This is a genomic window from Actinomadura rupiterrae (assembly GCF_024172125.1).
In the GTDB taxonomy this organism is placed as follows: domain Bacteria; phylum Actinomycetota; class Actinomycetes; order Streptosporangiales; family Streptosporangiaceae; genus Spirillospora; species Spirillospora rupiterrae.
The window spans coordinates 68924-89750 of sequence record NZ_JAMZEA010000001.1 but is presented as its reverse complement, the minus strand read 5'-3'; the positions used below and the strand labels follow the sequence as shown (position 1 = coordinate 89750).

The 20827-nt window shown below is 73.3% G+C and carries 20 protein-coding genes; 7 read left to right on the top strand and 13 right to left on the bottom strand.

The window, feature by feature from the left end; translation table 11 throughout:
* The first annotated feature begins 168 nt into the window (after positions 1-168).
* Genes FHU30_RS00380 through FHU30_RS00370 form a run of 3 tightly spaced genes read left to right on the top strand, consistent with a single transcriptional unit; the run spans position 169 to position 2704 of the window.
* A complete protein-coding gene (locus FHU30_RS00380; RefSeq protein WP_253869936.1) occupies positions 169-1488 on the top strand; it encodes a sensor histidine kinase in 1320 nt (439 codons plus the stop codon).
* Positions 1485-2198: a response regulator gene (locus tag FHU30_RS00375; RefSeq protein WP_308211130.1), complete on the top strand. Its 714-nt coding sequence runs from the start codon at positions 1485-1487 to the stop codon at positions 2196-2198. The genes FHU30_RS00380 and FHU30_RS00375 overlap by 4 nt, the downstream gene beginning before the upstream one ends.
* Entirely contained in the window at positions 2198-2704 is a 507-nt protein-coding gene (locus tag FHU30_RS00370) for an NUDIX hydrolase (protein WP_253869933.1), read from the top strand. The genes FHU30_RS00375 and FHU30_RS00370 overlap by 1 nt, the downstream gene beginning before the upstream one ends.
* On the opposite strand, the gene FHU30_RS00365 is transcribed toward FHU30_RS00370, so the two are convergent.
* On the bottom strand, positions 2676-3554 hold the full coding sequence (locus FHU30_RS00365) for an aminoglycoside phosphotransferase family protein (RefSeq protein ID WP_253869930.1): 879 nt from the start codon (positions 3552-3554) through the stop codon (positions 2676-2678). The genes FHU30_RS00370 and FHU30_RS00365 overlap by 29 nt on opposite strands.
* Positions 3555-3609: 55 nt before the next feature.
* Between FHU30_RS00365 and FHU30_RS00360 the strand changes: the two genes are divergently transcribed.
* A complete protein-coding gene (locus FHU30_RS00360) occupies positions 3610-4002 on the top strand; it encodes a VOC family protein (protein ID WP_253869927.1) in 393 nt (130 codons plus the stop codon).
* 23 nt (positions 4003-4025) lie between these two features.
* On the opposite strand, the gene FHU30_RS00355 is transcribed toward FHU30_RS00360, so the two are convergent.
* Complete coding sequence (locus FHU30_RS00355) at positions 4026-5003, bottom strand: quinone oxidoreductase family protein (protein WP_253869924.1); 978 nt, start codon at positions 5001-5003, stop codon at positions 4026-4028.
* Between the two features lie 101 nt (positions 5004-5104).
* Between FHU30_RS00355 and FHU30_RS45715 the strand changes: the two genes are divergently transcribed.
* Positions 5105-5920 (top strand): esterase/lipase family protein, encoded by an 816-nt coding sequence (locus tag FHU30_RS45715; RefSeq protein WP_308211129.1) that lies wholly within the window; start codon positions 5105-5107, stop codon positions 5918-5920.
* A 41-nt stretch (positions 5921-5961) separates the two neighbouring features.
* Here FHU30_RS45715 and FHU30_RS00345 read toward each other — a convergent pair whose 3' ends face one another.
* The 4 genes from FHU30_RS00345 to FHU30_RS00330 form a co-directional block, all read right to left on the bottom strand.
* Positions 5962-6792 (bottom strand): ABC transporter permease, encoded by an 831-nt coding sequence (locus FHU30_RS00345; protein ID WP_253869921.1) that lies wholly within the window; start codon positions 6790-6792, stop codon positions 5962-5964.
* Complete coding sequence (locus FHU30_RS00340; RefSeq protein ID WP_253869918.1) at positions 6789-7841, bottom strand: ABC transporter ATP-binding protein; 1053 nt, start codon at positions 7839-7841, stop codon at positions 6789-6791. Before FHU30_RS00340 ends, FHU30_RS00345 begins: the two co-directional genes overlap by 4 nt.
* Positions 7838-8983, bottom strand: a complete 1146-nt coding sequence (locus FHU30_RS00335) for a hypothetical protein (protein ID WP_253869915.1) — start codon at positions 8981-8983, stop codon at positions 7838-7840. Before FHU30_RS00335 ends, FHU30_RS00340 begins: the two co-directional genes overlap by 4 nt.
* A 287-nt stretch (positions 8984-9270) precedes the next feature.
* A complete protein-coding gene (locus FHU30_RS00330) occupies positions 9271-9699 on the bottom strand; it encodes a Het-E N-terminal domain-containing protein (protein ID WP_253869913.1) in 429 nt (142 codons plus the stop codon).
* A 138-nt stretch (positions 9700-9837) separates the two neighbouring features.
* On the opposite strand from FHU30_RS00330, the gene FHU30_RS00325 reads away from it, so the two are divergent.
* Positions 9838-12210: a hypothetical protein gene (locus FHU30_RS00325; protein WP_253869911.1), complete on the top strand. Its 2373-nt coding sequence runs from the start codon at positions 9838-9840 to the stop codon at positions 12208-12210.
* Here the strand turns inward: FHU30_RS00325 and FHU30_RS00320 are convergent.
* The 3 genes from FHU30_RS00320 to FHU30_RS00310 form a co-directional block, all read right to left on the bottom strand.
* Entirely contained in the window at positions 12197-13849 is a 1653-nt protein-coding gene (locus FHU30_RS00320; RefSeq protein WP_253869909.1) for a CDP-glycerol glycerophosphotransferase family protein, read from the bottom strand. The genes FHU30_RS00325 and FHU30_RS00320 overlap by 14 nt on opposite strands.
* A 397-nt stretch (positions 13850-14246) precedes the next feature.
* A complete protein-coding gene (locus FHU30_RS00315) occupies positions 14247-15716 on the bottom strand; it encodes a hypothetical protein (RefSeq protein ID WP_253869907.1) in 1470 nt (489 codons plus the stop codon).
* 211 nt (positions 15717-15927) lie between these two features.
* Entirely contained in the window at positions 15928-16071 is a 144-nt protein-coding gene (locus FHU30_RS00310) for a hypothetical protein (protein ID WP_253869904.1), read from the bottom strand.
* Positions 16072-16307: 236 nt separating this feature from the next.
* Between FHU30_RS00310 and FHU30_RS00305 the strand changes: the two genes are divergently transcribed.
* On the top strand, positions 16308-17525 hold the full coding sequence (locus FHU30_RS00305; protein ID WP_253869901.1) for a cytochrome P450: 1218 nt from the start codon (positions 16308-16310) through the stop codon (positions 17523-17525).
* A gap of 633 nt (positions 17526-18158) precedes the next feature.
* Here the strand turns inward: FHU30_RS00305 and FHU30_RS00300 are convergent.
* Genes FHU30_RS00300 through FHU30_RS00285 form a run of 4 tightly spaced genes read right to left on the bottom strand, consistent with a single transcriptional unit; the run spans position 18159 to position 20797 of the window.
* Positions 18159-19448, bottom strand: a complete 1290-nt coding sequence (locus tag FHU30_RS00300) for a cytochrome P450 (protein ID WP_253869898.1) — start codon at positions 19446-19448, stop codon at positions 18159-18161.
* Entirely contained in the window at positions 19445-20062 is a 618-nt protein-coding gene (locus FHU30_RS00295; RefSeq protein WP_253869895.1) for a GTP-binding protein, read from the bottom strand. Before FHU30_RS00295 ends, FHU30_RS00300 begins: the two co-directional genes overlap by 4 nt.
* The gene (locus tag FHU30_RS00290) at positions 20043-20396 is read right to left on the bottom strand and encodes a DUF742 domain-containing protein (protein WP_253869892.1); all 354 of its coding nucleotides are present in this window, start codon (positions 20394-20396) and stop codon (positions 20043-20045) included. Before FHU30_RS00290 ends, FHU30_RS00295 begins: the two co-directional genes overlap by 20 nt.
* Entirely contained in the window at positions 20393-20797 is a 405-nt protein-coding gene (locus FHU30_RS00285) for a roadblock/LC7 domain-containing protein (protein WP_253869889.1), read from the bottom strand. The genes FHU30_RS00290 and FHU30_RS00285 overlap by 4 nt, the downstream gene beginning before the upstream one ends.
* Between the last annotated feature and the right edge of the window lie 30 nt (positions 20798-20827).

The window sequence follows — 20827 nt, the reverse complement described above, 5'->3', positions numbered from 1 at the left end:
GCTAGGAAGCGCGGGCCGTCCGGCGCGTCGGCCGCGCTGATGGGGTCGGGTCGTCCGGGCGGGCGAACCGGCGGCGGGGTCATCCGCGCGATGTAGTCCGCGTGGCGGGTCCGGGGCGTCCCGCGGAGGATGTTCGGGCACCTGGCGTTTTGCGAGGATTGCGGCGTGATGGGATCCGCTCTCCGGGACCGGTGGCGCGCCGTGCTGCGCGCGACCGCCGTCCCGCCGCCCCGCCTGTCCCGCTGGGCCTTCGCGGCGGACGTGGCGCTGGCGCTGCTGCTCGCCGCCGCCACCGTGAACGGCACCCTGCACGTCTCGGACGTCGCGGCCACGCCCAACCTCGACCAGACCGGCCCCCCGGGCCCAGGCCCAGGCCCAGGCCCGGGCCCCCTGCCGCCGTTGCCGCCCCTGCCCCCGCCGCCCGGTCAACCGGGCCCGTATATGCCCGGCACGGAACACGTCGCGCTCAGCGACGCGTCGATGGCCCTGCACCTGCTGCTCGCGGTCATGACGGCGCTGCCCCTGGTCGTCCGCCGCCGGTACCCGCTCGCCGCGCTGTGGACGGTCAGCATCGCGACCCTGATGTACCACTGGGGGCCGCCGCTCGACTCGGCGTTCACCTTCGCGTCCTGCGTGATCGCCGCGTACAGCGCCGTCCTCTACAGCCGCTACCACCGGGCGGCCATCGCGAGCGCGCTCGCTGTCGCCGTGCTGACCGTGACGTTCCGGCACGCCCTGCTGCCGCAGCTGCGTCCCGGTCTCCTCGGCTTCCTCGCGCTGATCCCGGTCGGGCTCGTCGCGAACGCCGTCCATACCTGGCAGCAGCGCGTCCGCGTGCTGGAACGCGAACGCGAGGCGGCCACGCGCCAGGCCGTCGAGCGCGAACGCGCGCGCATCGCGCAGGAACTCCACGACGTCGTGACCCACAATGTGAGCGTGATGGTCGTTCAGGCGGGCGCCGCCCGCATGGTCCTGCGGGACGAACCGGACCGGGCCGAGGCCGCGCTGCGCGCCGTCGAGTCCGGCGGGCGCTCGGCGATGACGGAGCTGCGGCACGTGATGAACCTGCTCACCATGGACGGCGAGCCCGACGAGGCCGACCTCGCGCCGCGCCCCGGACTGGCGCAGGTCCCGGCGCTCGCCGACCGCGTCCGCGCGACCGGCGTGAAGGTCGACCTGACCGTCAGCGGGGTGCCGTCCGACCTGCCCGAGGGCATGGACCTGGCGGCGTACCGGGTCGTCCAGGAGTCGCTGACCAACACCGTCAAGCATGCCGAGGGCGCCCGCGTCGCCATCGCGATCGAGCACGCCCCGGACGCCCTCACGATCGCGATCACCGACACCGGGGGCGGCGCGTCCGCGCACTCCGGCAGCGGCCGCGGCCTCATCGGCCTGCGCGAGCGCCTCGCCGTCTACGGCGGCACCCTGGAGGCCGGCCCGCACCTCGGCGGCTACCGCGTCCGCGCCGTCTTCCCGGCGGCCCGGTGACCGCCCCGCCGTCCGGCCCGCCGCCGGGCCCGCCGCCCGCGCCGCCGGCCCCCGCGCCGCGGGTCGTCATCGCCGACGACCAGGCCCTCGTCCGCACCGGCTTCGGCATGATCCTCACCGCCGCCGGCATCGACGTGGTCGCCGAGGTCGAGGACGGCGCCCGCGCGGTCGAGGCCGTCCGCGCGCTGCGCCCCGACGTCGTCCTGATGGACATCCAGATGCCCGGCCTGGACGGCCTGACCGCCACCCGCCGCGTCCTGGCCGCCGACGACCCGCCGCGCGTGATCATGCTGACCACCTTCGACCTGGACCGCTACGTCTACGCCGCGCTCGCCGCCGGCGCCAGCGGCTTCCTGCTCAAGGACGTCTCGCCCGAGCACCTCGCCGCCGCCGTCCGCCTCGTCCGCACCGGCGACGCCCTGCTCGCCCCGGCCATCACCCGCCGCCTGGTCGAGCGCTTCGCCACCCGCCCCGACACCACCGCAGCCCTGCACCGCGACCTCACCCCGCTGACCACCCGCGAGCTGGAGGTCCTCCGCCTCCTCGCCCGCGGCCACACCAACGCCGAACTCGCCGCCCACCTGCACCTGAGCGAGGCCACCGTGAAGACCCACGTGGCCCGCATCCTCTCCAAGCTCGACCTCCGCGACCGCGCCCAGGCGATCATCGTCGCCTACGAAACCGCCCTCATAACCCCAGGCCACCCCTGATGCCCGAGTTCCACCGCATCAAGCTCCGCGTCGGCGCCCTCGTCTTCCACGGCGACGAGGTGGCCCTCATCCGCCGCCCCCGCGCGGGCGCCGTCCTGCACTCGCTCCCGGGCGGCAACGTCGAACCCGCCGAGGACCTGCCGTCCGCCCTCCGCCGCGAACTCGCCGAAGAGCTGGCCCTCGACCTGGACGACGCGACCCCGCCCCAACTCCTGTGGGTCGTCGACCAGATGGTCACGCGCCCGGGGCCCACGCCATCGCCGCGCAAGCTCCATCTGGTCTACCGCCTCCACATCACCGCCGACGTCCGCCGGACTCTGGCCACCGAAGAGGACGACGACGGCCATGATTCCGGCGAGATCGTCTGGCTGCCCTACCGGGACACCGTGGGCCTCTCGCTCTACCCACCCGTAGCGGCGCGGTTGGCGTCGCTTCCGTCCCCGACGTCCCCTGTGCCGGACGCGGCGGCGCCGGGGATCACCGACGCGAACTACTCGTGGTTGTGATCGCTTCGATCGTCCGGCGGCACATTTCGGCGAAGGGCGGGTTGGTCTCGCGGTAGTAGGGCAAACCGAGCAGCGCCATGGAGAAGGCCCAGCCGCGGCCGCGCTGCCATGTGGCGTCGTCCGGGGCGAGCTTCTCCCTGAAGACCTCGCGGGCCTCTGCGGAGAGGACGGCCCAGGCGGGCATCAGGTCGCACGCCGGGTCGCCCATGCCGACCGTGCCGAAGTCGAGGACGCCGCTGAGGCGGCCGTCCCGGACCAGCAGGTTGGCCGGGAGGAGGTCCGAGTGCGCCCAGGTCGGCGGGCCGTCCCAGGCGGGGGCGTTGAGGGACTCGGACCAGAGCGCGGTGGCCTGGGCGGTGTCGAGGTCGGGTTCGAGGGTGGCGATGGCCTCGCGCGTCGCGGCGTCCACCATGGCCAGCGAGCCGCCGCGATAGGACGGCGGGCCTCCGGTGTACGGGACGCGCCGCATGGACTCGACGAATTCGGCCAGGTCAAGGGCCAGGTCGGCGTGCGGCGCGGGGTGCGTGCCGTCCAGCCAGCGGTGGATCGACCAGGGCCAGGGGAAGTCGTCGCTGGGCGTGCCGCGGCCGAGGAGGTCCGGCACGGGGACGGACAGGTGCGGCGCGAGGCGCGGAAGCCACTCCTGCTCCTTGAGCAGGCCCTTCACGCCGCCCTTGAGGCGCGGAAGGCGGACGTACATGGTGTCGCCCAGCCGGAAGATCGCGTTGACCGTGCCGGACGAGGATACGAGGGGGACCACCGGCAGCCCGTCCCACTCGGGGAACCGCGCGCGCACCAGGCCGCGCACGAGTTCCGCGGTGACGGCCGCCTCGCCTGCGTGCATGCTCATCTCCTGCATGAGAACGGGTGCGGGGTGCCGCGGGCAAACGAATTACGCTCGCGGGATGCGGATCGATCTTGTGACGGTGGTGGTCGAGGAGTACGACCCGGCGATCGCGTTCTTCACCGGGGTGCTCGGGTTCGAGCTGGTGGAGGACGTGCCCTCGCTGACCAATGACGGGCGGCCCAAGAGGTGGGTCGTGGTCCGTCCGCCGGGTGAGGGGACGGGACTGCTGCTCGCGCGGGCCGACGGGGAGCGGCAGGAGGCCGTGGTCGGGGAGCAGGTCGCCGGGCGGGTGGGGTTCTTCCTGCGCGTGGACGACTTCGACGCGGTGCACGAGCGGATGGTCGCGGCGGGTGTCCGGTTCGTCCGGGAGCCGCGGGACGAGCCGTACGGGCGGGTCGCGGTGTTCCTGGACATCGCCGGGAACCGGTGGGACCTGCTGGGCGGGCCCTGACGAGGGCCCGCCCAGGAGAGGGATCAGCTGCAGCGGAGCAGGACCTTGCCGGTGGTCTTGCGGGCCTCCAGGTCGCGGTGGGCCTGGGCGGCGTCGGCCAGCGGGTACTCGTCGTGGACGCGGACGGTCAGGCGGCCCTGGGAGGCCCAGTCGAGCAGGTCGCGGTAGCGCGAGAGGAGCTCGGCCCGTTCGGCGACGAAGTCCTTGAGGGTCGGGCGGGTGAACTTGACCGAGCCCGCCGCGCTGAGGTGCATCGGGTCGACCGGCGGGACGGCGCCGCTGGAGCCGCCGAACAGGACGAACGTGCCGCGCGGGCGGAGCGCGGCGAGCGAGCCCTCGAACGTGGTCTTGCCGACCCCGTCGTACACCGCGTCCACGCCGCGTCCGCCGGTGAGGTCGCGGACGCGGGCGGTGAAGTCGTCGTAGCCGAGCAGGACGTGGTCGGCGCCGGCCTCGCGGGAGATCGCCGCCTTCTCCTCGGACGACACGGTCGTGATCACCGTCGCGCCGAGGATCTTGGCGACCTGGGTCAGCACCAGCCCGGTGCCGCCCGCGCCCGCGTGGATCAGGACGGTCTCGCCCGCCGCGATCGGGTGCGACTCGGTGGCCAGGTAGTGCGCGGTGAGGCCCTGGAGGGGGAGCGCGGCGGCCTGCGCGTCGCTCACGCCGTCCGCGACGGGCAGCAGGCGCGCGACCGGGACCACGGCGTGCCGGGTGTAGGACCCGAGGACGCCCTCCCACGCGACGCGGTCGCCGACCTTGACGTCGGTGACGTCCGCGCCTACCGCGACGACGCGTCCGGAGCCCTCGTTGCCCGGGACGAAGGGCAGCTCCAGCTTGTAGCGGCCCTCGCGCTGGTACACGTCGATGAAGTTGACCCCCGCGTACGCGACCTCCACCAGCGCCTCACCCGGTCCGACCTCGGACGGGACGTCCCGCTGCTCGGCCCGCATCACCTCGGGCGCGCCCTGCTCGCGCACCACGATCGCCGTCGACTGCATATGTCGTTCCTCCGTAGTTCGGGAGCCCTCCCAGGCGGCAACCAGGCAGGTCGCCGACGCATTCCGATCGCCCTGGCTTATGGGCGGGTATATGTGGGTTCGTGTGGTGGCTGGGAGGGCTCAGCCCGCGGCGGCGGTGGTACGTCGGCGGGATGTCGGCGCTCGTCGCGGCGGCCGTCCTGCTGGTGGCCGGGCGGTTCGCGCTCGCCCGCGCCGGGCACGGCCCCGGCCCCGCCGCCGACCAGGCCGCGCCCGGACCGGTCGTCCTCGTGCCCGGGTACGGCGGCTCGACGGACGGGCTGGCCGTCCTCGCGATGCGTTTCGAGCGCCTCGGCCGCCGCACCGCGATCGTCGTCCCGCCCGGGGACGGTACCGGCGACCTGCGCAAGCAGGCGAGCGCGCTGGACAAGAAGGTGAACGCGCTGCTGCACGCCGGCGCGCCCTCGGTGGACGTCGTCGGCTACTCGGCGGGCGGCGTGGTGGCGCGGTTGTGGGCGCGCGAGCACGACGGCGCGCACAAGGCCCGGCGGATCGTCACGCTCGGCTCCCCGCACCAGGGCGCGGACGTCTCGGCGGCAGGCGCGGCCCTGTCGCCCGGCGCGTGCCCGGCGGCGTGCCAGCAGCTCGTCCCGGGCAGCGCCCTGCTCCGCGGCCTGGGCGACCGCGTCGGCGACCGCCCCGAGTGGATGTCGATCTGGACGACCCGCGACCAGACCGTCACACCCCCCGAATCCGCCCGCCTGGACGGCGCGGTCAACGTCGTCCTCCAGGACGTCTGCCCCGACGCCCGCACCGGCCACGGCGACCTCCCGTCCGACCCCCTGGTGGACGGCATCGTCCTACGAGCCCTAGGCAGCGAGCCAATGTCCACCCCCGCCCAAGCAGACTGCCCCGCCCTCCGCACGATCAGCTCGTAACGCGCCGCTCAGCTCGTGACGCGGTGGTCAGCGGTCAGTGGTCAGCTGGTGATGTCGCGGGTGGCGAAGTTGGCCCAGGCCGCCGCGAGGAAGACCGCGACGTAGACGGCCTGGAGCGCGAGGCCGCGTTCGATGTCGTGCCACAGCACCGGCGCGCGGAAGAAGTCGATCCAGGCGAGCCAGTAGCGCGTCGGCAGGTACGGGTGGACGGCCGCCGCGGCGTCCAGCGAGACGAGGATCTGGCTGGTCACGAGCGCGGCGAGCGCGCCGAGCGCCGCGCCGAGCGCCGAGTCGGTCAGCGTGGACAGGAACAGGGCGATCGCGCCGACGCCGAGCATCGAGACGCCGACGTAGAGCATCGCGCATGCCAGCCGCAGGAGCACCTGGTGCGTGGTCAGGCCCGTCCCGGACATCGAGGTCACCAGGCTCGCGCCCGTCACCGCCGAGGCGGGCTTCGCGCCGAACACCGCGATGCCGATCGCGTACGAGCTGAGCGTCACGGCGACGACCGCAAGCAGGACGAACGCGACAAGCGCGGCGAGCTTGGCGACCAGCAGCCGCGTCCGTCCGACCGGACGGAGCAGCAGGTAGCGCAGCATGCCCGAGTTGGCTTCGCCCGCGACCGCGTCCCCGCCGACGACCGCGACCGACACGGGCAGGAACAGCGGCAGCACCATCGCGAGCGCCGCCGCCGGGTACAGCGTCCCGTTCGACAGCACCGCCGAGAGGAACGCCGGCCCCTGACCCGCCGGCGGCGCGATCTTCGTGACGCCGAGGAACGCCGCGACGATGCCGGGCAGCCCGCACAGCAGCAGCAGCGAAACCCACGTCCGCGGCCGCCGCAGCATCTTCACCAACTCCGTCCGGATCACGCCCCGCCCTCCGCCGCCCGGCCCTCCGCTGCCCCGCCCTCCGCCGGCCCGCCTGTCGGCTCGGCGCGACGTCCGCCCGGGCGGTCGAAGCGGTCGGCGCTTGCGCCGGTCAGGGACAGGACGACCTCCTCCAGCGTGTGCCGCTGCGGGCGGATCTCGGACACGCGCAGCCCGTCCGCGACGAGCCGCGCGTTCAGCTCGGCGGCGTCGGTGGCGCGCACCAGCAGCCGGTCGCCGTCGCGGTGCTCGACCCGGCCGTCCAGCAGGGCCACGACGCGCGCCGCGTCCGGGGTGCGGACCTCGACGCGGCCGGTCGGCGCGCGGACGTCGGCCATGTCCCGCTGCAGGACGAGCCGTCCCCGGTCCATCACGCCGACGCGCGTGCACAGCTCCTCGACCTCGCCGAGCAGATGGCTGCACAGCAGGATCGTCGTGCCGTCCTCGTTCAGCGCGCGCAGCAGGTCGCGGACCTCGCGGATGCCGCGCGGGTCCAGACCGTTGGTCGGCTCGTCCAGGATCAGCAGGCGCGGCGCGTGCAGCAGCGCGGCGGCAAGGCCGAGCCGCTGCCGCATGCCGAGCGAGTACGCCTTGACCGGACGGTCGTCCACGCCGCCGAGCCCGACGCGTTCGAGCGCCTCGTCCACGCGGCGGCGGCGCGTCCGGCGGGAGCCGCGTCCCGGCCCGGACGCGTCGAGCAGCGCCAGGTTCGCGCGTCCGGACAGGTGCCCGTACGCGCCCGGCCCCTCGACCATCGCGCCGACCTTCGGCAGCACCTCGCCCGTGCGGCGCGGGATCGGCCGTCCCATCACCTCGATCTCGCCGGACGTCGCGAACACCAGCCCCAGCAGCATCCGGACGAGCGTCGTCTTCCCCGACCCGTTCGGCCCGAGCAGCCCGTACCGTCCGCCCTCGGCGACCTGGAGGTCCACGTCCCGGACGGCGACCACCCGCCCGTACCGCTTCGTCAGCCCCCGCGTGACGACCACCGCGCCGTCCACGTTCACCCGCGCGTCCTCGTCGCGGCCGTTCATCGGGGCGCGGGCGTTCATGGGGTGAGCTCCGCGGCGGCGGTCCGCAGGACGTCCGGGCGGACGGCGCCGACCAGCAGGAACGTCGTGCCCGCGTCCGCGTGGAACAGCATCGCGTTCAGCAGCGGCGTGGTCAGCATCAGGTACTCGCCGCTGTGCGCGATCGGCGATCCTCCGGCCGACCTCGCCGGGAGGCGCAGCGGCGTGATGTCCGCGCCCGCGTCCTGGGCCGCGCCGACCAGACGCTGGCCGTAGCGCGGCGGCAGGGGCGCGACCGCGAGCGACGCGAACCCGCCCTGGTAGCCGCGGATGCTCGCCACGGACGCGGTGCCCGGCATCGCGGCGCGGCCTGCGAGCCGGTCGGGCAGCCGCAGGTTCGTGAACGTGACCAGGCGGGACAGCAGGTCCGGCGCGTCCACGGTGCCGCGCATCAGGCCGCGTGCCGGACGCGGCGCGACCTCGTCCGCCGCCGGACGCCTCGCCGCGAACTCCAGGAACCGCGTGGACAGCGCGGGCCGCGTCGCGCCGCGCGCCAGCACGTGCACCTCCAGCGGCACCCCCGTGGACGGATCGCTCCACACATCCACCGCGCCGACCGTCGTGTCGCTGTCGCCGGTGGTGACGCGCATGCCGTCCGCCGACTTTCCGGCGATGCGGCGCGACTTCAGCGCCGTCACCTTGTCGCTCGCGCGCACGAGGCGGAGTAACCGGCGTCCTAGCGAAGGCGGAGTCAGATCGGACGCGTTAGGCAATCGCACAACAGGCCGTCCGACGACACGCGTGAGCTGGTTCCGCTCGTAGTCCCACACGTCGAGACCGTCGCCGTCGCCGAGGTAGTCGCGCTCCCCGGTCGTGGACAGCGCCGCGACCCGCCAGCGCCGCGGGCCGTCGTACCAGGTCCGCAGCCTGGACGTGCCGTGCAGCGGCCCGGTCGCCTCGTCCAGCCCGGGCATGTCGGGCAACCCGAGCGAGCCGGACACCTCGATGAGCCCCTCATGCGGGCGCCCGCCGGAAGCGAGCACGCGCCGTAACTGCTCTGCCGCGTCCCGCCCGGACGATGCCGCCGGAAGCGCCGCGAGCGCGACCGGCGTGGCGCAGAGCGCGGCCACGAACGCCCCCACCACCGCCCAGCGACGCAGGGCCTCGCGACGCACCACGCTCACGTCAGCGAGATTACGCGGCGGGCCCCGATTTGCGTCAGTCCGCCGGGTTCGACTGATCCACGAACGCGACGCCACGCCCGCGAACGCGACGCCACGCCCGCGAACGCGACGCCACGCCCACGCCCGCGACGCCACGCCCGCGAGCGCGACGCCACGCCCGCGAACGCGGCGAGCGCACGCGAGTGTGGCGACGTGCCAGCGAACAAGGCGACGTGCCAGCGAACGCGGCGACGGGTCTGCGAGCGTGGCGGAGCGCCTGTGAAGGCGGTGGCGTGTGTTCGGGTGGGTCAGACGTTGAAGTTCCAGGTCGCGTTGCGGATCTCGTTGATCTGGACGACGTTGTTGGCGTTTCCGTTGAAGGTGTTGCTGTAGGTCTCGCGCTCGGACTCCTGCAGCGCGGCGGCGCGTAGGGCGTCCAGTTCGCGGCGGAACTCGGCGTTCGCGTCCATGGCCTGGCGGATCAGTGCTTCGAGGGCTTCGGCCTGGCGCCGGATCTCCGGGTCGGCGTCGGCGGCGCGGCGGATCACGCCCTCCAGGACGGCCGCCTTCTCCGGGCCGTCCGGCGTTTGCTCGATCTGGGCGAGTTCCGCGTCGTCCTTGAGGCGGCCCCGGAGCAGCGCGTACAGCTGCTTCGCCCCGTTCTTGACCGGATCGCCCGCCAGCTCGACGGCCTTGCCCGCCGCGGCGGTGACGACGGCGATCGTGATCGGATCCATGAAGCGCGCTCCCGTGCCTGAACTCGTCCGGTGGTGGGTTCCAGTCCACCATGCCCTCCGTGCCGTCCACCACCGCGCGCCCGATCGGTGTACGTTCCGAGCGGAGCGATCGGAAACCCTTGCGTGGAAGGGGCTCGCGTGCGCGACGGCGGCGACAACACCTTTACTGGTGACGCCCAAACGGTCGTCCAGATCGGCCGCTTCAACGAGGCCGTTCCGGAGTGGTCGGTGCCGTGGCAGGCGCCGAGTCCGGCGGAGTTGTTCGTTGACCGGGCCGACGCGCTGGATGAGCTGCTGCGATTCGTCCAGGACGCGAAGGCGCAGCCTCGGACGGCAGTGGTCACAGGGCCGCCGGGGGTCGGGCGGCGGGCGCTCGTGCGCAGTTTCGCTTTCCGGACGCGCGATCGCTTTCCCGGCGGGAACCTCTACGTGGACGTCGCGGACCACGGCGCCGACGCCGATCCGTTCGTCCTGTTAGGCGAGTTCCTCGCCGGCTATGGCTTGGTGGCGCGGTGGATGCCGTCCACGGTCGCGGGACGCATCGGGCAGTTGCGCACGCGCTCGGCGGGACGCCCGACGCTCGCTGTGGTCGAGAACGCCACCGACGCCGCGCAGGTGCGGCGGCTGAAACCGTCCGCGCCGGGCAGCCTGTTGCTCGTCACCCCGGCACCGGGCGTTGACCTGGGCGAACTCCGTCTGGACGGCGTGCGCTTCATCGAGCTGGGACGCCTCGCCCACGAGGACGCGCTCGAACTCTTCACCGGCATCAGCGGCCTCGCCCCGGCCGCGCCGCCCGCGCCGCCCGCGCCCGCCGAGCGGATCGCGCCCGCCGAGCGGATCGCGCCCGCCGAGCGGATCGCGCCGGCCGAGCGGATTGTGTCGCTGTGCGCTGGGCTTCCGCTTGCGCTCCGCATCACCGCCGCCCGGACGGCGGCCCTGCATGACATGACCGTCGATGACCTGCTCGCCGAGCTTGCGGACCGGAGCCGCCGGTTGGCGGCGCTGTCGCTGGGGGAGGACTTGATCGTGTCCGCTGCGTTCACCACGGTCTACGACAGCCTCCCCGACCACGCCCGCCACCTGTACCGGCGGCTCGGCCTGCTCCCCGGACCCGACTTCACCGCCGACACGGCCGCCGTCGCTGCCTCGCTCGACCTCGCCGCCGCGCGGAGCGGCCTCGCGCTTCTAGCGAACGTCAACCTGCTGGAACGGCGTCCGTCCGGGCGCTATGCATTCCATGACCTGATCCGCGACCACGCGCGCGAGCGCGCGCACGAGGAGGACGCGAGCGAACAGCGGGAAGCGGTTTTGAAGCAGGTCATTCAGCATTACTTGGTGACGGCCGCGTTCGCCGACGTCGTCCTCATGGGGACGCGTACGCGCATCACGAATCTGGACGCGCTCCTGGCCGATCGCACCGATCCGTTCCTCGCGGACGATCCGAAAGACGCCAAGGCGAAAGCCCTCGCCTGGCTGGACGCCGAACGCGCCAACTTGGTCGCCGTAGTAGAAGCGGCGCATGAGCAGGGGCGTCACGCCGAGACCTGGCAGCTCGCGGAGGTGCTGACCGGGTACTACCTCAACCATCGGCACCTCTCTGACTGGATCGCCACGAGCGAGCTGGGCGCGCGTTCGGCGCATGCGGAGGGAGTCGTTCTCGCCGAGGTGCGGCTGCGTTCGCTGGTGTCCCGCGCGTACACCGACCTGGGCGAGCGCGAACGCGCGGCCGAGGAACTGGACATCGCGATCCGCCTGGCCGACCAAGCAATGCGCGACACGCACGACGGGCCGACGCGCGACGCGTACGACGGCCCGACACGCGACGCGCACGGCCGGCGGACGCGCGACGCGCACGACGGGCCGACGCGCGACGCGCGCGGCGAGTCGTTGGGTGAGGCGCGCGGCGGGACGGTGGGTGAGGCGCATGGCGAGCTGGTGCGCGACCCGGGCGGTGCGCAGACGAGGGGCGCGCATGGACGAGCCAAGGCGCGCACCCTGCTGGCGTCGGCGTGGGAGTTTCGGGGGCGGTTGCTTGATCTGACCAATCCGCAGGCCGCGCTTGAGGCGTATGACCGGTCGTTCGCGCTGAACCGGGAGGCGGGGGAGTGGCGCGGCGTCGCGCTCGTCCGGTACTTCCGGGGACGGGCGTTGCGGGCCCTGGCGCGCGAGCGGCAGTCGGACGGCCTGCGCCGCAAGGCCGCCGAGGAGCTGGACGCCGCGCTCGCGCACTTCCGCTCGATCAAGGACGCCCGGATGGCGCCGCGCGTGCTGATCGCGCTCGGCGAGCTGCACGCCGACACCGGCGACACGGCGAAGGCGACCGCGCTGCTCACCGAGGCGGCGGCCGAGCTTGAGGGCGTCCACTACGAGGCCGAGGCGCGGCTCCTGCTGGCCGATCTCGCCGACGACCCGCGCGAGCACCTGCTGCGAGCGATGAAGATCTACCGGGACGGCGGCGACCCGCGCGCCGACGACATCGCCGAACGCCTGAAGAGCCTCACTGCGGAGTGACCGTCACCGGTCCCGTAGGCAAGGTGAACGTCCCGTCCGGAGCGACATCGGCGCGGACGCAGGTGTAGACGGTCGCTGCGGCGAGCGTCGGGTCTTCCGTCCCGTGGGCGCGGAACAGGCGCCCGTCGCGATGACCGACGAGGCAGGCGCCGTCCGATGTGATGGTCGCGGTGAGCAGAAGGGCGTCGTCCTCGGCGAGCCGGCGGCTGACCCACGACGCGTCCGCCGGCAGCCGCCTGACCAGGACGGACGCGTTCCAGCGCTGGCGCAGATCGCGCTCGTCCTCGGCGACCGAACGATGCCGGTAGGCGTCCGCGACGGACGGTCCGAGCGGCACACCGACCGGGAACCGCCACAGATCGATCCGGCCAGGAGCCGCAAACCGCGTGAACACATGGAACGAACGCGGCCGCGTGACCGGCTCCGGCACAGGATCGGGATAGGCGCGCAGCTCGACCGGACGCTCAGGCGGATCGAGCCCGAGCCGTTCGTAAAGCAACGCGCGCAGCGCCTCGGCGGCACCGCCCCGATTCCCGAAAACACCGGTTGCGCCGTCCGCGACCGGGCCGCTGACCAGGGCCTTCTCGATCTGCGGCAGCAGCGGAAGGCGCGCGTCGAGGTGCGGGACGCGCCGGGACAGCTCGTCCGGCGGTGTCCCCGGGACGGCCGCCGTGGGCCCGGACGGTCCGAGCAGCACGGGCCGGTCCAGCGCCGCGCCGTAGAGCGTGACCGAGCCGTGGTCGCCGATGACCAGGTCGGACGCGACGAGCGCGGCCTGCCATCCGGCGTGCGACGGGATCCGGACTAGGCCGGCGTCCGACGCGTCCGCCAGGACCTGCCGGAGCTTCGCCGGGCCGTGCCAGGACGCGATGTTCGGATGCGTCACGACCGCGACCGCGTACTCGTCCACGGGAAGCGCGCCGAGCAGCCGCGCGGGCAGGTCCGGGAGGCGGCCGAGCAGCGAGTCCGCCGCCCACGTGGACGAGACGACGACCAGCCGCCGCCCCTCGGGGACGCCGAGCGCCGCGCGGTAGTACTCGCGCAGCGGCAGGCTCGCCGCCATCAGGTCGTGCGCCGGGTCCCCGACGGTCACGCAGCGCCGCGCCGCCTCGGGATGCGACGCCCGCAGCGCCTCGGCCTGCGCGTCGTGCGCGACCACGATCGAAACGTCGCGTCCGCGCAGGTACCGATCCGGGACGACCCCGGAGACGCGCGTGCCGCCCTCGGCGTCCGGGACGTTCTTGTGGAACCCGATCCCATGCGGCAGGACGACCACGGGAGCGCCGCCGTCCAGTTGGCGCAGGTCGACGTTCTCGCTCGCGGTCAGGACGAGGTCGTGGTCGAGCCGTCCGGCGTCCGTCCACGGGACCGTCCGCCAGCCCGCCGCGCGGACCAGCTCCCCGGCGCCCTCGTAGTAGGCGGTCGTGTCGTCGAAGGCGAACAGGACGTCCACGCGCGGGTCGCCGCGGAACACCGGCAGCGCGTCCAGCAACCGGACCGTCGAGGTGAACGTACGGCCGACCGCGAGCACGAGCCGCTCGCCGCCCCACGTGCTCCAGCGCCCGCGCTCACCCCGCGCCCAGAGCCCCGCCACCCGCTCAGCCCCCACCGCCACCGCCCAACTCAGCGGACGCCCCACCGCGCAAGTGTGTGGACGCGCTGGCGTGGGAGTCGGTGGACGCCTCGCCACGCGAGTTGGCGAACACATGGCCGCGCAGATTGTTGGACGGTCCGCCTCGCGAGTTGGCGGACGCTCGGCTGCGCAGGTCGGCGGATGCGCTGGTGTGCGGGTTGGGGAACGCCTGGCCGTGCAAAGCGGCGGACGTCCCGCCTTGCGAGTTGGCGGACGTGCTGCTGCGCAGGTCAGCGGCAGGGCGGCGGGGTGCTCCTAACCCTCGCGAGGTCGCGAGGTCGCGAGGTCGCGAGGTCGCGAGGTCGCGAGGTCGCGAGGTCGGCCGTTTCTCAGGTTACGCACGGGCCATTCCGGGGGACGGGAGGTTGTCGGGAACGGGCATGGTTCTCCGGGTTCGCGGAGTCTACTGCCGCTGGAGCGCGCGGCTCACTCCCGCGATGGTCGTGGACGCCAGCGTCCAGCCGGACAGGGTCAGCACGTACGAGAGCCACTGGTAAGCGCCGTGCGGCGCGAAGCGGTCCTCCTGGCCGAGGCTGATGATCGGCAGTATCAGGTCCAGCGAGTACGCGAACGCGTTGAACGGCGGCTTCTCGTCCGCCTTCAGAGGCGGCGGGTTGTGGAGCGAGTACGCCACTGCGCCGACCAGCCACAGCGCGGCGAGCCAGGCCGCCGCGCGCAGCGGGCGGTAGCCGTAGCCGATCGTCCAGTCCTGGACGTAGCCCCAGATGCGCCCGTACCAGGGCTGCGTCCGCCGGTAGTGCCGCTGCTTCGCGATCAGGACGTTCCGGGCGGCGTGCTCGTCCCCGATCCGCTGGTAGGACGCGGCGAGCTGCTCGTAGGAGTGCGGCACGTACCCGGCGACGTCCCGCTGGAAGACCTCGATGCGCGGGCGCGCGGGGAGCCGCGGCGTCAGCGCGCCGTAGTCCAGGCCGTCCAGGCTGACCTCGTCGGGCCATACGTCCGGCGTGATGTGCAGCATGTTGAACCGCGAGCGCCGCAGGTTCACCGCCCCCTCGATCCGCGGCGCCTCCCGCAGCCACAGCTCGTTGGCGGTGCAGCTGCTGATCCGCAGCGCGGTGCCGCCCGGGTTGGACAGCCGCGCGTGCGCCATCCCGATGATCCCGCCGATCTTCGCGCCGCGCAGGGTGACCCGGCCCTGGACGCTCAGCCTCGGCGCCCGGATGTCGTTGGCGACCGAGATCAGCTCCGCGTCCAGGGCGTCCCCGCCGGGATGGCTCAGGACGGCGTCCGAGAGGTTCAGCATCCCGCCCACGCGCGCGCCCGCCAGCCGGACGAGCCCGTGCGCGCGCAGGCCGGGGCACCAGACGTCGTCCTCGAACGTCCCGTGGTTGAGGTGCAGGATCTCCTTCGGGGCGGTCCGTCCTGGTTCGCCGAGCCGGGCCCGCTCCATGAACAGGACGCCCGTGCTGTGCGCGCCGCCGAGCTGGACGGGCCCGGAGATGACGCAGTCGGTGAGCCGCATCACACCGTTGATGCGGATCGTCGCCGCTTCGAGGCCCGGCAGGTACGAGCGGCTCAGGTTCAGCTGCCGGAAGTGCCCGCCGTACAGGTTCGGGACCTCCTCGAAGTGGCAGCCCCACAGCCGGATCGCGTGGTCGACGGTCGCGTAGCGCAGGTTCAGCGTCCCGACGATCCGCGCGCCATTGACGCGCAGCGCGGGGATCTCGCCGTTCTGCACCGGTCCGTCCAAAACCAGCGCGCGCAGTACCGAGGCGCGGATGGTGCGGTCACGGCCCCAGGACGCGCCGTCCGACGCGTCCTCGTCCGGGGACGTGCGGAAGTCGACCTCCTCGCCTCGCGCGTACGCCCGCCAGACCCGCTTCTCCGCCCGCGACAACTCGATCCGCCGCACGCCCCCACCCCTCCCACGGGCCACCGCCTCCACCAGACATGGACGGCATACCGGACGATCGCGTTCCTTTTCGTCCGAACGCGAAGAATCCCCGCCGCGGACGGCAGGGATTCGGGAAGGGCGGCTCGGCCGTGTGCTCCGGGCCGTCCCGTGCGGACGGCGCCGTGTGCCCCGGGGGCCGTCCGGTGCGGACGGGCCCCGGGGGGCCGCTTCAGTTAGCGGACTGCTCCTCGTCCGACGCGGGCGCCGCCGAGCCCAGCGGGGCTCCGGTCGGCTGGGGCTCGGAGTCCTGGCGGCCCTGGGACGGCCAGGTGTCGAGCCGGGTGCGGCGGGGATTGGCCAGAGCGGCGCTCATCGTTGTCGTCGTCCTCCCGTGATCCCGTCCTCGGTCGGCGCGGTTCGCCGCTGGGACGGAAGTGAGTCCTGTGCAGAGATTTTCGCCGATGACCCCGCCCCGACCGCAATTTGGTCTAGACCTGCGGGCCGCCCCGGGGCCGGACAAACTTGATCATCTAGGTATGGACCGGCGCGTAGGACACTCCCTAGGCTCGGGTCAGCGACCCACCGTCATGACGCGAGCGAGGGAGAAGAATGACCACCGCCCCGGAGGTTCCCGACATCCTGTCGCCGGAGTTCGCGGCCGACCCCTACGCCGCGTACACCGCCTACCGCCGGGACGCGCCGCTGCTGTGGCACGAGCCCATGCAGAGCTACATCGTCTCCCGCTACGAGGACGTCTCCCGCGTCTTCAAGGACCCCGTGTTCACCACGGCGAACTACGACTGGCAGCTCGAACCCGTGCACGGCCGGACGATCCTGCAGCTCAGCGGGCGCGAGCACGCCGTCCGCCGCGCGCTGGTCGCGCCCGCGTTCCGCGGCAGTGAGCTGGAGAGCCGCTTCCTGCCGGTGATCGAGCGCAACTCCGCCGCGCTCATCGACGCCTTCCGCCGGGACGGGCGGGTCGACCTCGTCGCGCAGTACTCGACGCACTTCCCGATCCGCGTGATCGTCGACATGCTCGGCCTGGACCCGGCCGACCACGACCGCTTCCAGCGCTGGTACACCTCGATCATCGCCTTCCTCGGCAACCTCGCCCAGGACCCCGAGGTCGCCGCGGCCGGCGAGCGCACCCGCGTCGAGCTCGCCGAGTACATGATCCCGATCGTCCGGGAGCGCCGCGCGAACCTCGGCGACGACCTGCTCTCCACCCTCTGCGCCGCCGAGATCGACGGCACCGCCATGAGCGACGAGGACATCAAGTCCTTCGTCTCCCTGCTCCTCGCCGCGGGCGGCGAGACTACCGACAAGGCGATCTCCGCCGTCTTCGCCAACCTGCTCACCCACCCCGAGCAGCTGGACGCCGTCCGCAAGGACCGCTCCCTGATCCCGCGCGCCTTCGCCGAGACCCTCCGGCTCACCCCGCCCGTCCACATGATCATGCGCCAGCCCGCCGAGGACGTCGAGATCGCCGGCGGCACCATCGAGGCGGGCAAAACGGTCACCGCCCTCATCGGCGCCGCCAACCGCGACCCCGCCCGCTACGCCGACGCCGACACCTTCAACGTCTTCCGCGACGACCTCTCCGCCGACACCGCCTTCTCCGCCGCCGCCGACCACCTCGCCTTCGCCCTCGGCCGCCACTTCTGCGTCGGCGCCCTCCTCGCCAAAACCGAAGTCGAAGTAGGCGTCAACCAACTCCTGAACGCCATGCCCGACGTCCGCCTGGCCGACGGCCACACCCCCACCGAAAAGGGCCTCTTCACAAGAGGCCCCGCCGAACTCCACCTCGAATTCACCCCGTCCCCCTAGCCCAAACCCCGCCACCCGGCGCAAAGCCCCCACGCACCACGCGCAAGCCCCCTTCCCCCCACAAAGCGACCCCCGCTGGGGGCAGAGCGCACGCACGTCCAGACCACTTCCCTACGTGAGCCGCCCCCGCGCCGCGGGTGAACCGCGCGCCGCGGGACGGAGCACCTGCGCGTTGTGAATGGTGCCGCGCGCGTGGCGAACTCCCCGTTGCGCGTGGGCGGAGTGCGAGCCGCGCGCTGTGGGGCGGAGCGCGTGCGCGTTGTGAACGGTGCCGCGCGCGTGGCGAACCCCCCGCTGCGGGCGGGCGGAACGCGAGCCGCGCGCAGGGGGCGGGCTCCGCGTTGCGGGTGGGCGGAGCGCGTGCGCGTTTGGGACGGTTCCCCGTGTGAAGTGAACCCCGCGCTGGGGGTGGGTGGAGCGCGAGCCGTGCGCTGGGCTGGGCGGGGTGCGTGTGCGTTCGGGGGCTTCAGTTGCGCGCGAGTGCGTTAGCGACCGGGCGGGGTGACGCCGGAGGCGAGGCCCGCGCGGTTGATCGCGAAGCGATGCAGCACTCGCACGAGCTTCCGGGCCGCGCCCGAGCCGCTAGGCGAGGGCGCGGAGCCGGAGGCTCAATAAGCACTGCCGGAGGCTCAATTAATTACGCATGCCGATGGGGAGGTCGGCGGTGGGGGTGAATTTGACGGGGAGGGTGTAGAGGCCTCGCATCCAGACTGAGGGGCGCCATTCGAGGTCGTCGGGGGCGACGGAGAGTTCCATGTCGGGGAGGCGGTCCAGGAGGACCTCGACGGCGGTCTTGGCCATGACCTCGGCGAGTTCGGGCGCGGGGAAGGGGCAGCCGTGCTCGCCGTGGCCGAAGGACATGTGGGCGCGGTTGGCGACGGCGCCGCCGTACTCGCGGGGCTTGACGCCGGGGTCGCGGTTGGCGGCGGCGAGGCCGAGGACGAGGAGGTCGCCGCGGCGGATGCGCTGGTCGCCGAGCTGGCAGTCGTGCACCGCCCAGCGGCCGATGAAGTTCTGGGTCGGGGTGTCCTCCCAGAGGACCTGGTTGAGGGCGTGCGAGGCGCTGCCGCGTCCGCCCTGCATGGTGTTGGAGAACTTGTCGTCCACCAGCATCAGGCGCAGGGCGTTGCCGATCCAGTTGCCGGTGGGCTGCTGGGCGGCGGCGAGGACGACGAGGAGGTCGATGACCACTTCCTCGTCGGTGAGCTGGGCCGGGTGCGCGAGCAGGCGGGACGGGACGTCCGAACCGGGCTCGCGGTGCTTGTCGCCGACGAGCCGGACCATCCGTTCGTGGATGCGCTGGTGCGCGGCGACCGGGTCGGAGTCGACGTCGAGCGAGTTGGCGACGTCCTTCACCAGGACGGGGATGTCGGCCTCGGGCAGGCCGAACAGCCGCGCGACGACGTGCAGCGGGATCTGGTGCGAGTACTGCTCGATCAGGTCCGCGTGCCCGTGCCCGGCGAAGGTGTCGACGAGCCGGTCGGCGACCTGGCCGACGGTGATGCCGAGCTCGGTGCGGTCGAACGCGTCCAGCGCGTCGCCGATCGCGCCCGCGCGGCGCTGGTGCTCGGCGCCCTCGGCGAACATGATGGACGGCGTCCAGCCGACGTACGGCATCAGCGGCCAGTCGTCCGGGATCAGGTCCCAGGCGTTCCAGCGGCGGCAGTCGCGCGCGAACAGCTGCGGGTTCGCGGTGACGTGGTGCACCTCGCGGTAGCCGAGCACGAACCACGCCGGGACGTCGCCGTCCAGCAGGATCGGCACGACCGGCCCGTACCTGTCGCGCAACGAGCGGTACAGCTCGGCCGGGTCGTCCGCGATCGTCGGCCCGTACAGCCGGACGGGCCGCGGATGCCCGGGATGCGCCGGGACGTCGCTGCCGAACGCCGACGGCGGCGCGGGCTCGTGGGCTTGGTCGGTCATCGCTCGTCCTCTCCGGCGGGGCGGTGGTGCAGCGCGGTCAGGTAGCGGACGAGTTCGATCAGCACCGTCTTGCTGGACTCGCGCAGCCGCGCGTCGCACTCGACCAGCGGGACCCGCTCGTCCAGGTCCAGGGCCGCGCGCACCTTCGGCAGCGACGGGCCGCGCTCGGCGAACCGGTTGACCGCCACCACGAACGGCATGCCGTGGTGCTCCAGCCGGTCGATCGCGTACCAGGACTCCTCGATCCGGCGCGTGTCGACCAGCACGACCGCGCCGAGGCTGCCGCCGAACAGCTGGTCCCACAGGAACCAGAACCGCTGCTGGCCGGGCGCGCCGAACAGGTACAGCACCTGCCGGTCGTTCAGCGTGATCCGGCCGAAGTCGAACGCGACGGTCGTGGTGGTCTTGCCCGGGACGGCGCCGGGCTCGTCGATGCCGACGCCGGCCCGCGTCATGACCTCCTCGGTCGACAGCGGGCGGATCTCGCTCACCGAACCGACCATCGTGGTCTTGCCGACGCCGAACCCGCCCACGATGACGATCTTCAGTCCGTCGGCGGCGGTGCCGCGCAGCGGGGTCGCCGCCGCAGGGGGGTCAGAGATTCTGGAGTCCAACGAGCACCTGCTTCAGGGTTTCCAGGTCGGGGAGTTGCTCGGGTTCGGGGGCCGACACCGGGTGCCGGACGGAGATCCGGCCGTCCGCCAGCATGTCGCGCAGCAGGATCCGCACCACGCTCACCGGCAGCGCCAGGTGCGCCGACAGCTCCACCACCGCGACCGGATGGTCCCGGCAGAGCCGCAGGATCCGCACCTGCTCCGACGTCATGCCGGGCAGCGGGCCGATCTCGGCGACGACGAGGGCCACCAGGTCGAGGGACGCGTCGCGGCGCCCCCCGGTGATGGTGAAGTACCGGTCCGGATCCTCCTGCTCGTGCCGCCGCGCGCTCATCGCCGTGCCGGATGCCGCGGCGGCGCGGTGAGGAACGAGCCCATCTGCTCGACCAGCTCGTTCATCGAGTGGCCGACCAGGCCGACGTCGGCGTCCTCGGCCGCGACGACGGCCAGGTGCGCGCCCTCCCCGGCCGGGACGATCAGCAGCAGCCCGCCGGCGAACTCCAGCATCGACTGGCCGACGCCGAGGCCGGTGCCGAACTCGGCGGACGCGCTCAGCGACAGGCTCTGCACGCCGGCCGCGACGGCGGACAGCTGGTCCGCCCGGTCCACGTCCAGGTCGCCGGTGAAGCAGATCTTCAGCCCGTCCTTGGACAGCACCAGCACGTGCCGCACGCCGGGGGTCCGGTCGCGCAGCCCGTCCAGCAGCCAGCTCAGGTCGCGTTCTTCGGGACTCATCGGGATCGCGGGGGGAACGCCACGGGACGT

Coding starts and splice junctions, on each gene's coding strand:
- FHU30_RS00380 (WP_253869936.1), top strand. CDS start 169: ATGGGATCCGCTCTCCGGGACCGGTGGCGCGCCGTGCTGCGCGCGACC.
- FHU30_RS00370 (WP_253869933.1), top strand. CDS start 2,198: ATGCCCGAGTTCCACCGCATCAAGCTCCGCGTCGGCGCCCTCGTCTTC.
- FHU30_RS00365 (WP_253869930.1), bottom strand. CDS start 3,554: ATGAGCATGCACGCAGGCGAGGCGGCCGTCACCGCGGAACTCGTGCGC.
- FHU30_RS00360 (WP_253869927.1), top strand. CDS start 3,610: ATGCGGATCGATCTTGTGACGGTGGTGGTCGAGGAGTACGACCCGGCG.
- FHU30_RS00355 (WP_253869924.1), bottom strand. CDS start 5,003: ATGCAGTCGACGGCGATCGTGGTGCGCGAGCAGGGCGCGCCCGAGGTG.
- FHU30_RS00340 (WP_253869918.1), bottom strand. CDS start 7,841: ATGAACGCCCGCGCCCCGATGAACGGCCGCGACGAGGACGCGCGGGTG.
- FHU30_RS00330 (WP_253869913.1), bottom strand. CDS start 9,699: ATGGATCCGATCACGATCGCCGTCGTCACCGCCGCGGCGGGCAAGGCC.
- FHU30_RS00310 (WP_253869904.1), bottom strand. CDS start 16,071: ATGAGCGCCGCTCTGGCCAATCCCCGCCGCACCCGGCTCGACACCTGG.
- FHU30_RS00305 (WP_253869901.1), top strand. CDS start 16,308: ATGACCACCGCCCCGGAGGTTCCCGACATCCTGTCGCCGGAGTTCGCG.
- FHU30_RS00300 (WP_253869898.1), bottom strand. CDS start 19,448: ATGACCGACCAAGCCCACGAGCCCGCGCCGCCGTCGGCGTTCGGCAGC.
- FHU30_RS00290 (WP_253869892.1), bottom strand. CDS start 20,396: ATGAGCGCGCGGCGGCACGAGCAGGAGGATCCGGACCGGTACTTCACC.
- FHU30_RS00285 (WP_253869889.1), bottom strand. CDS start 20,797: ATGAGTCCCGAAGAACGCGACCTGAGCTGGCTGCTGGACGGGCTGCGC.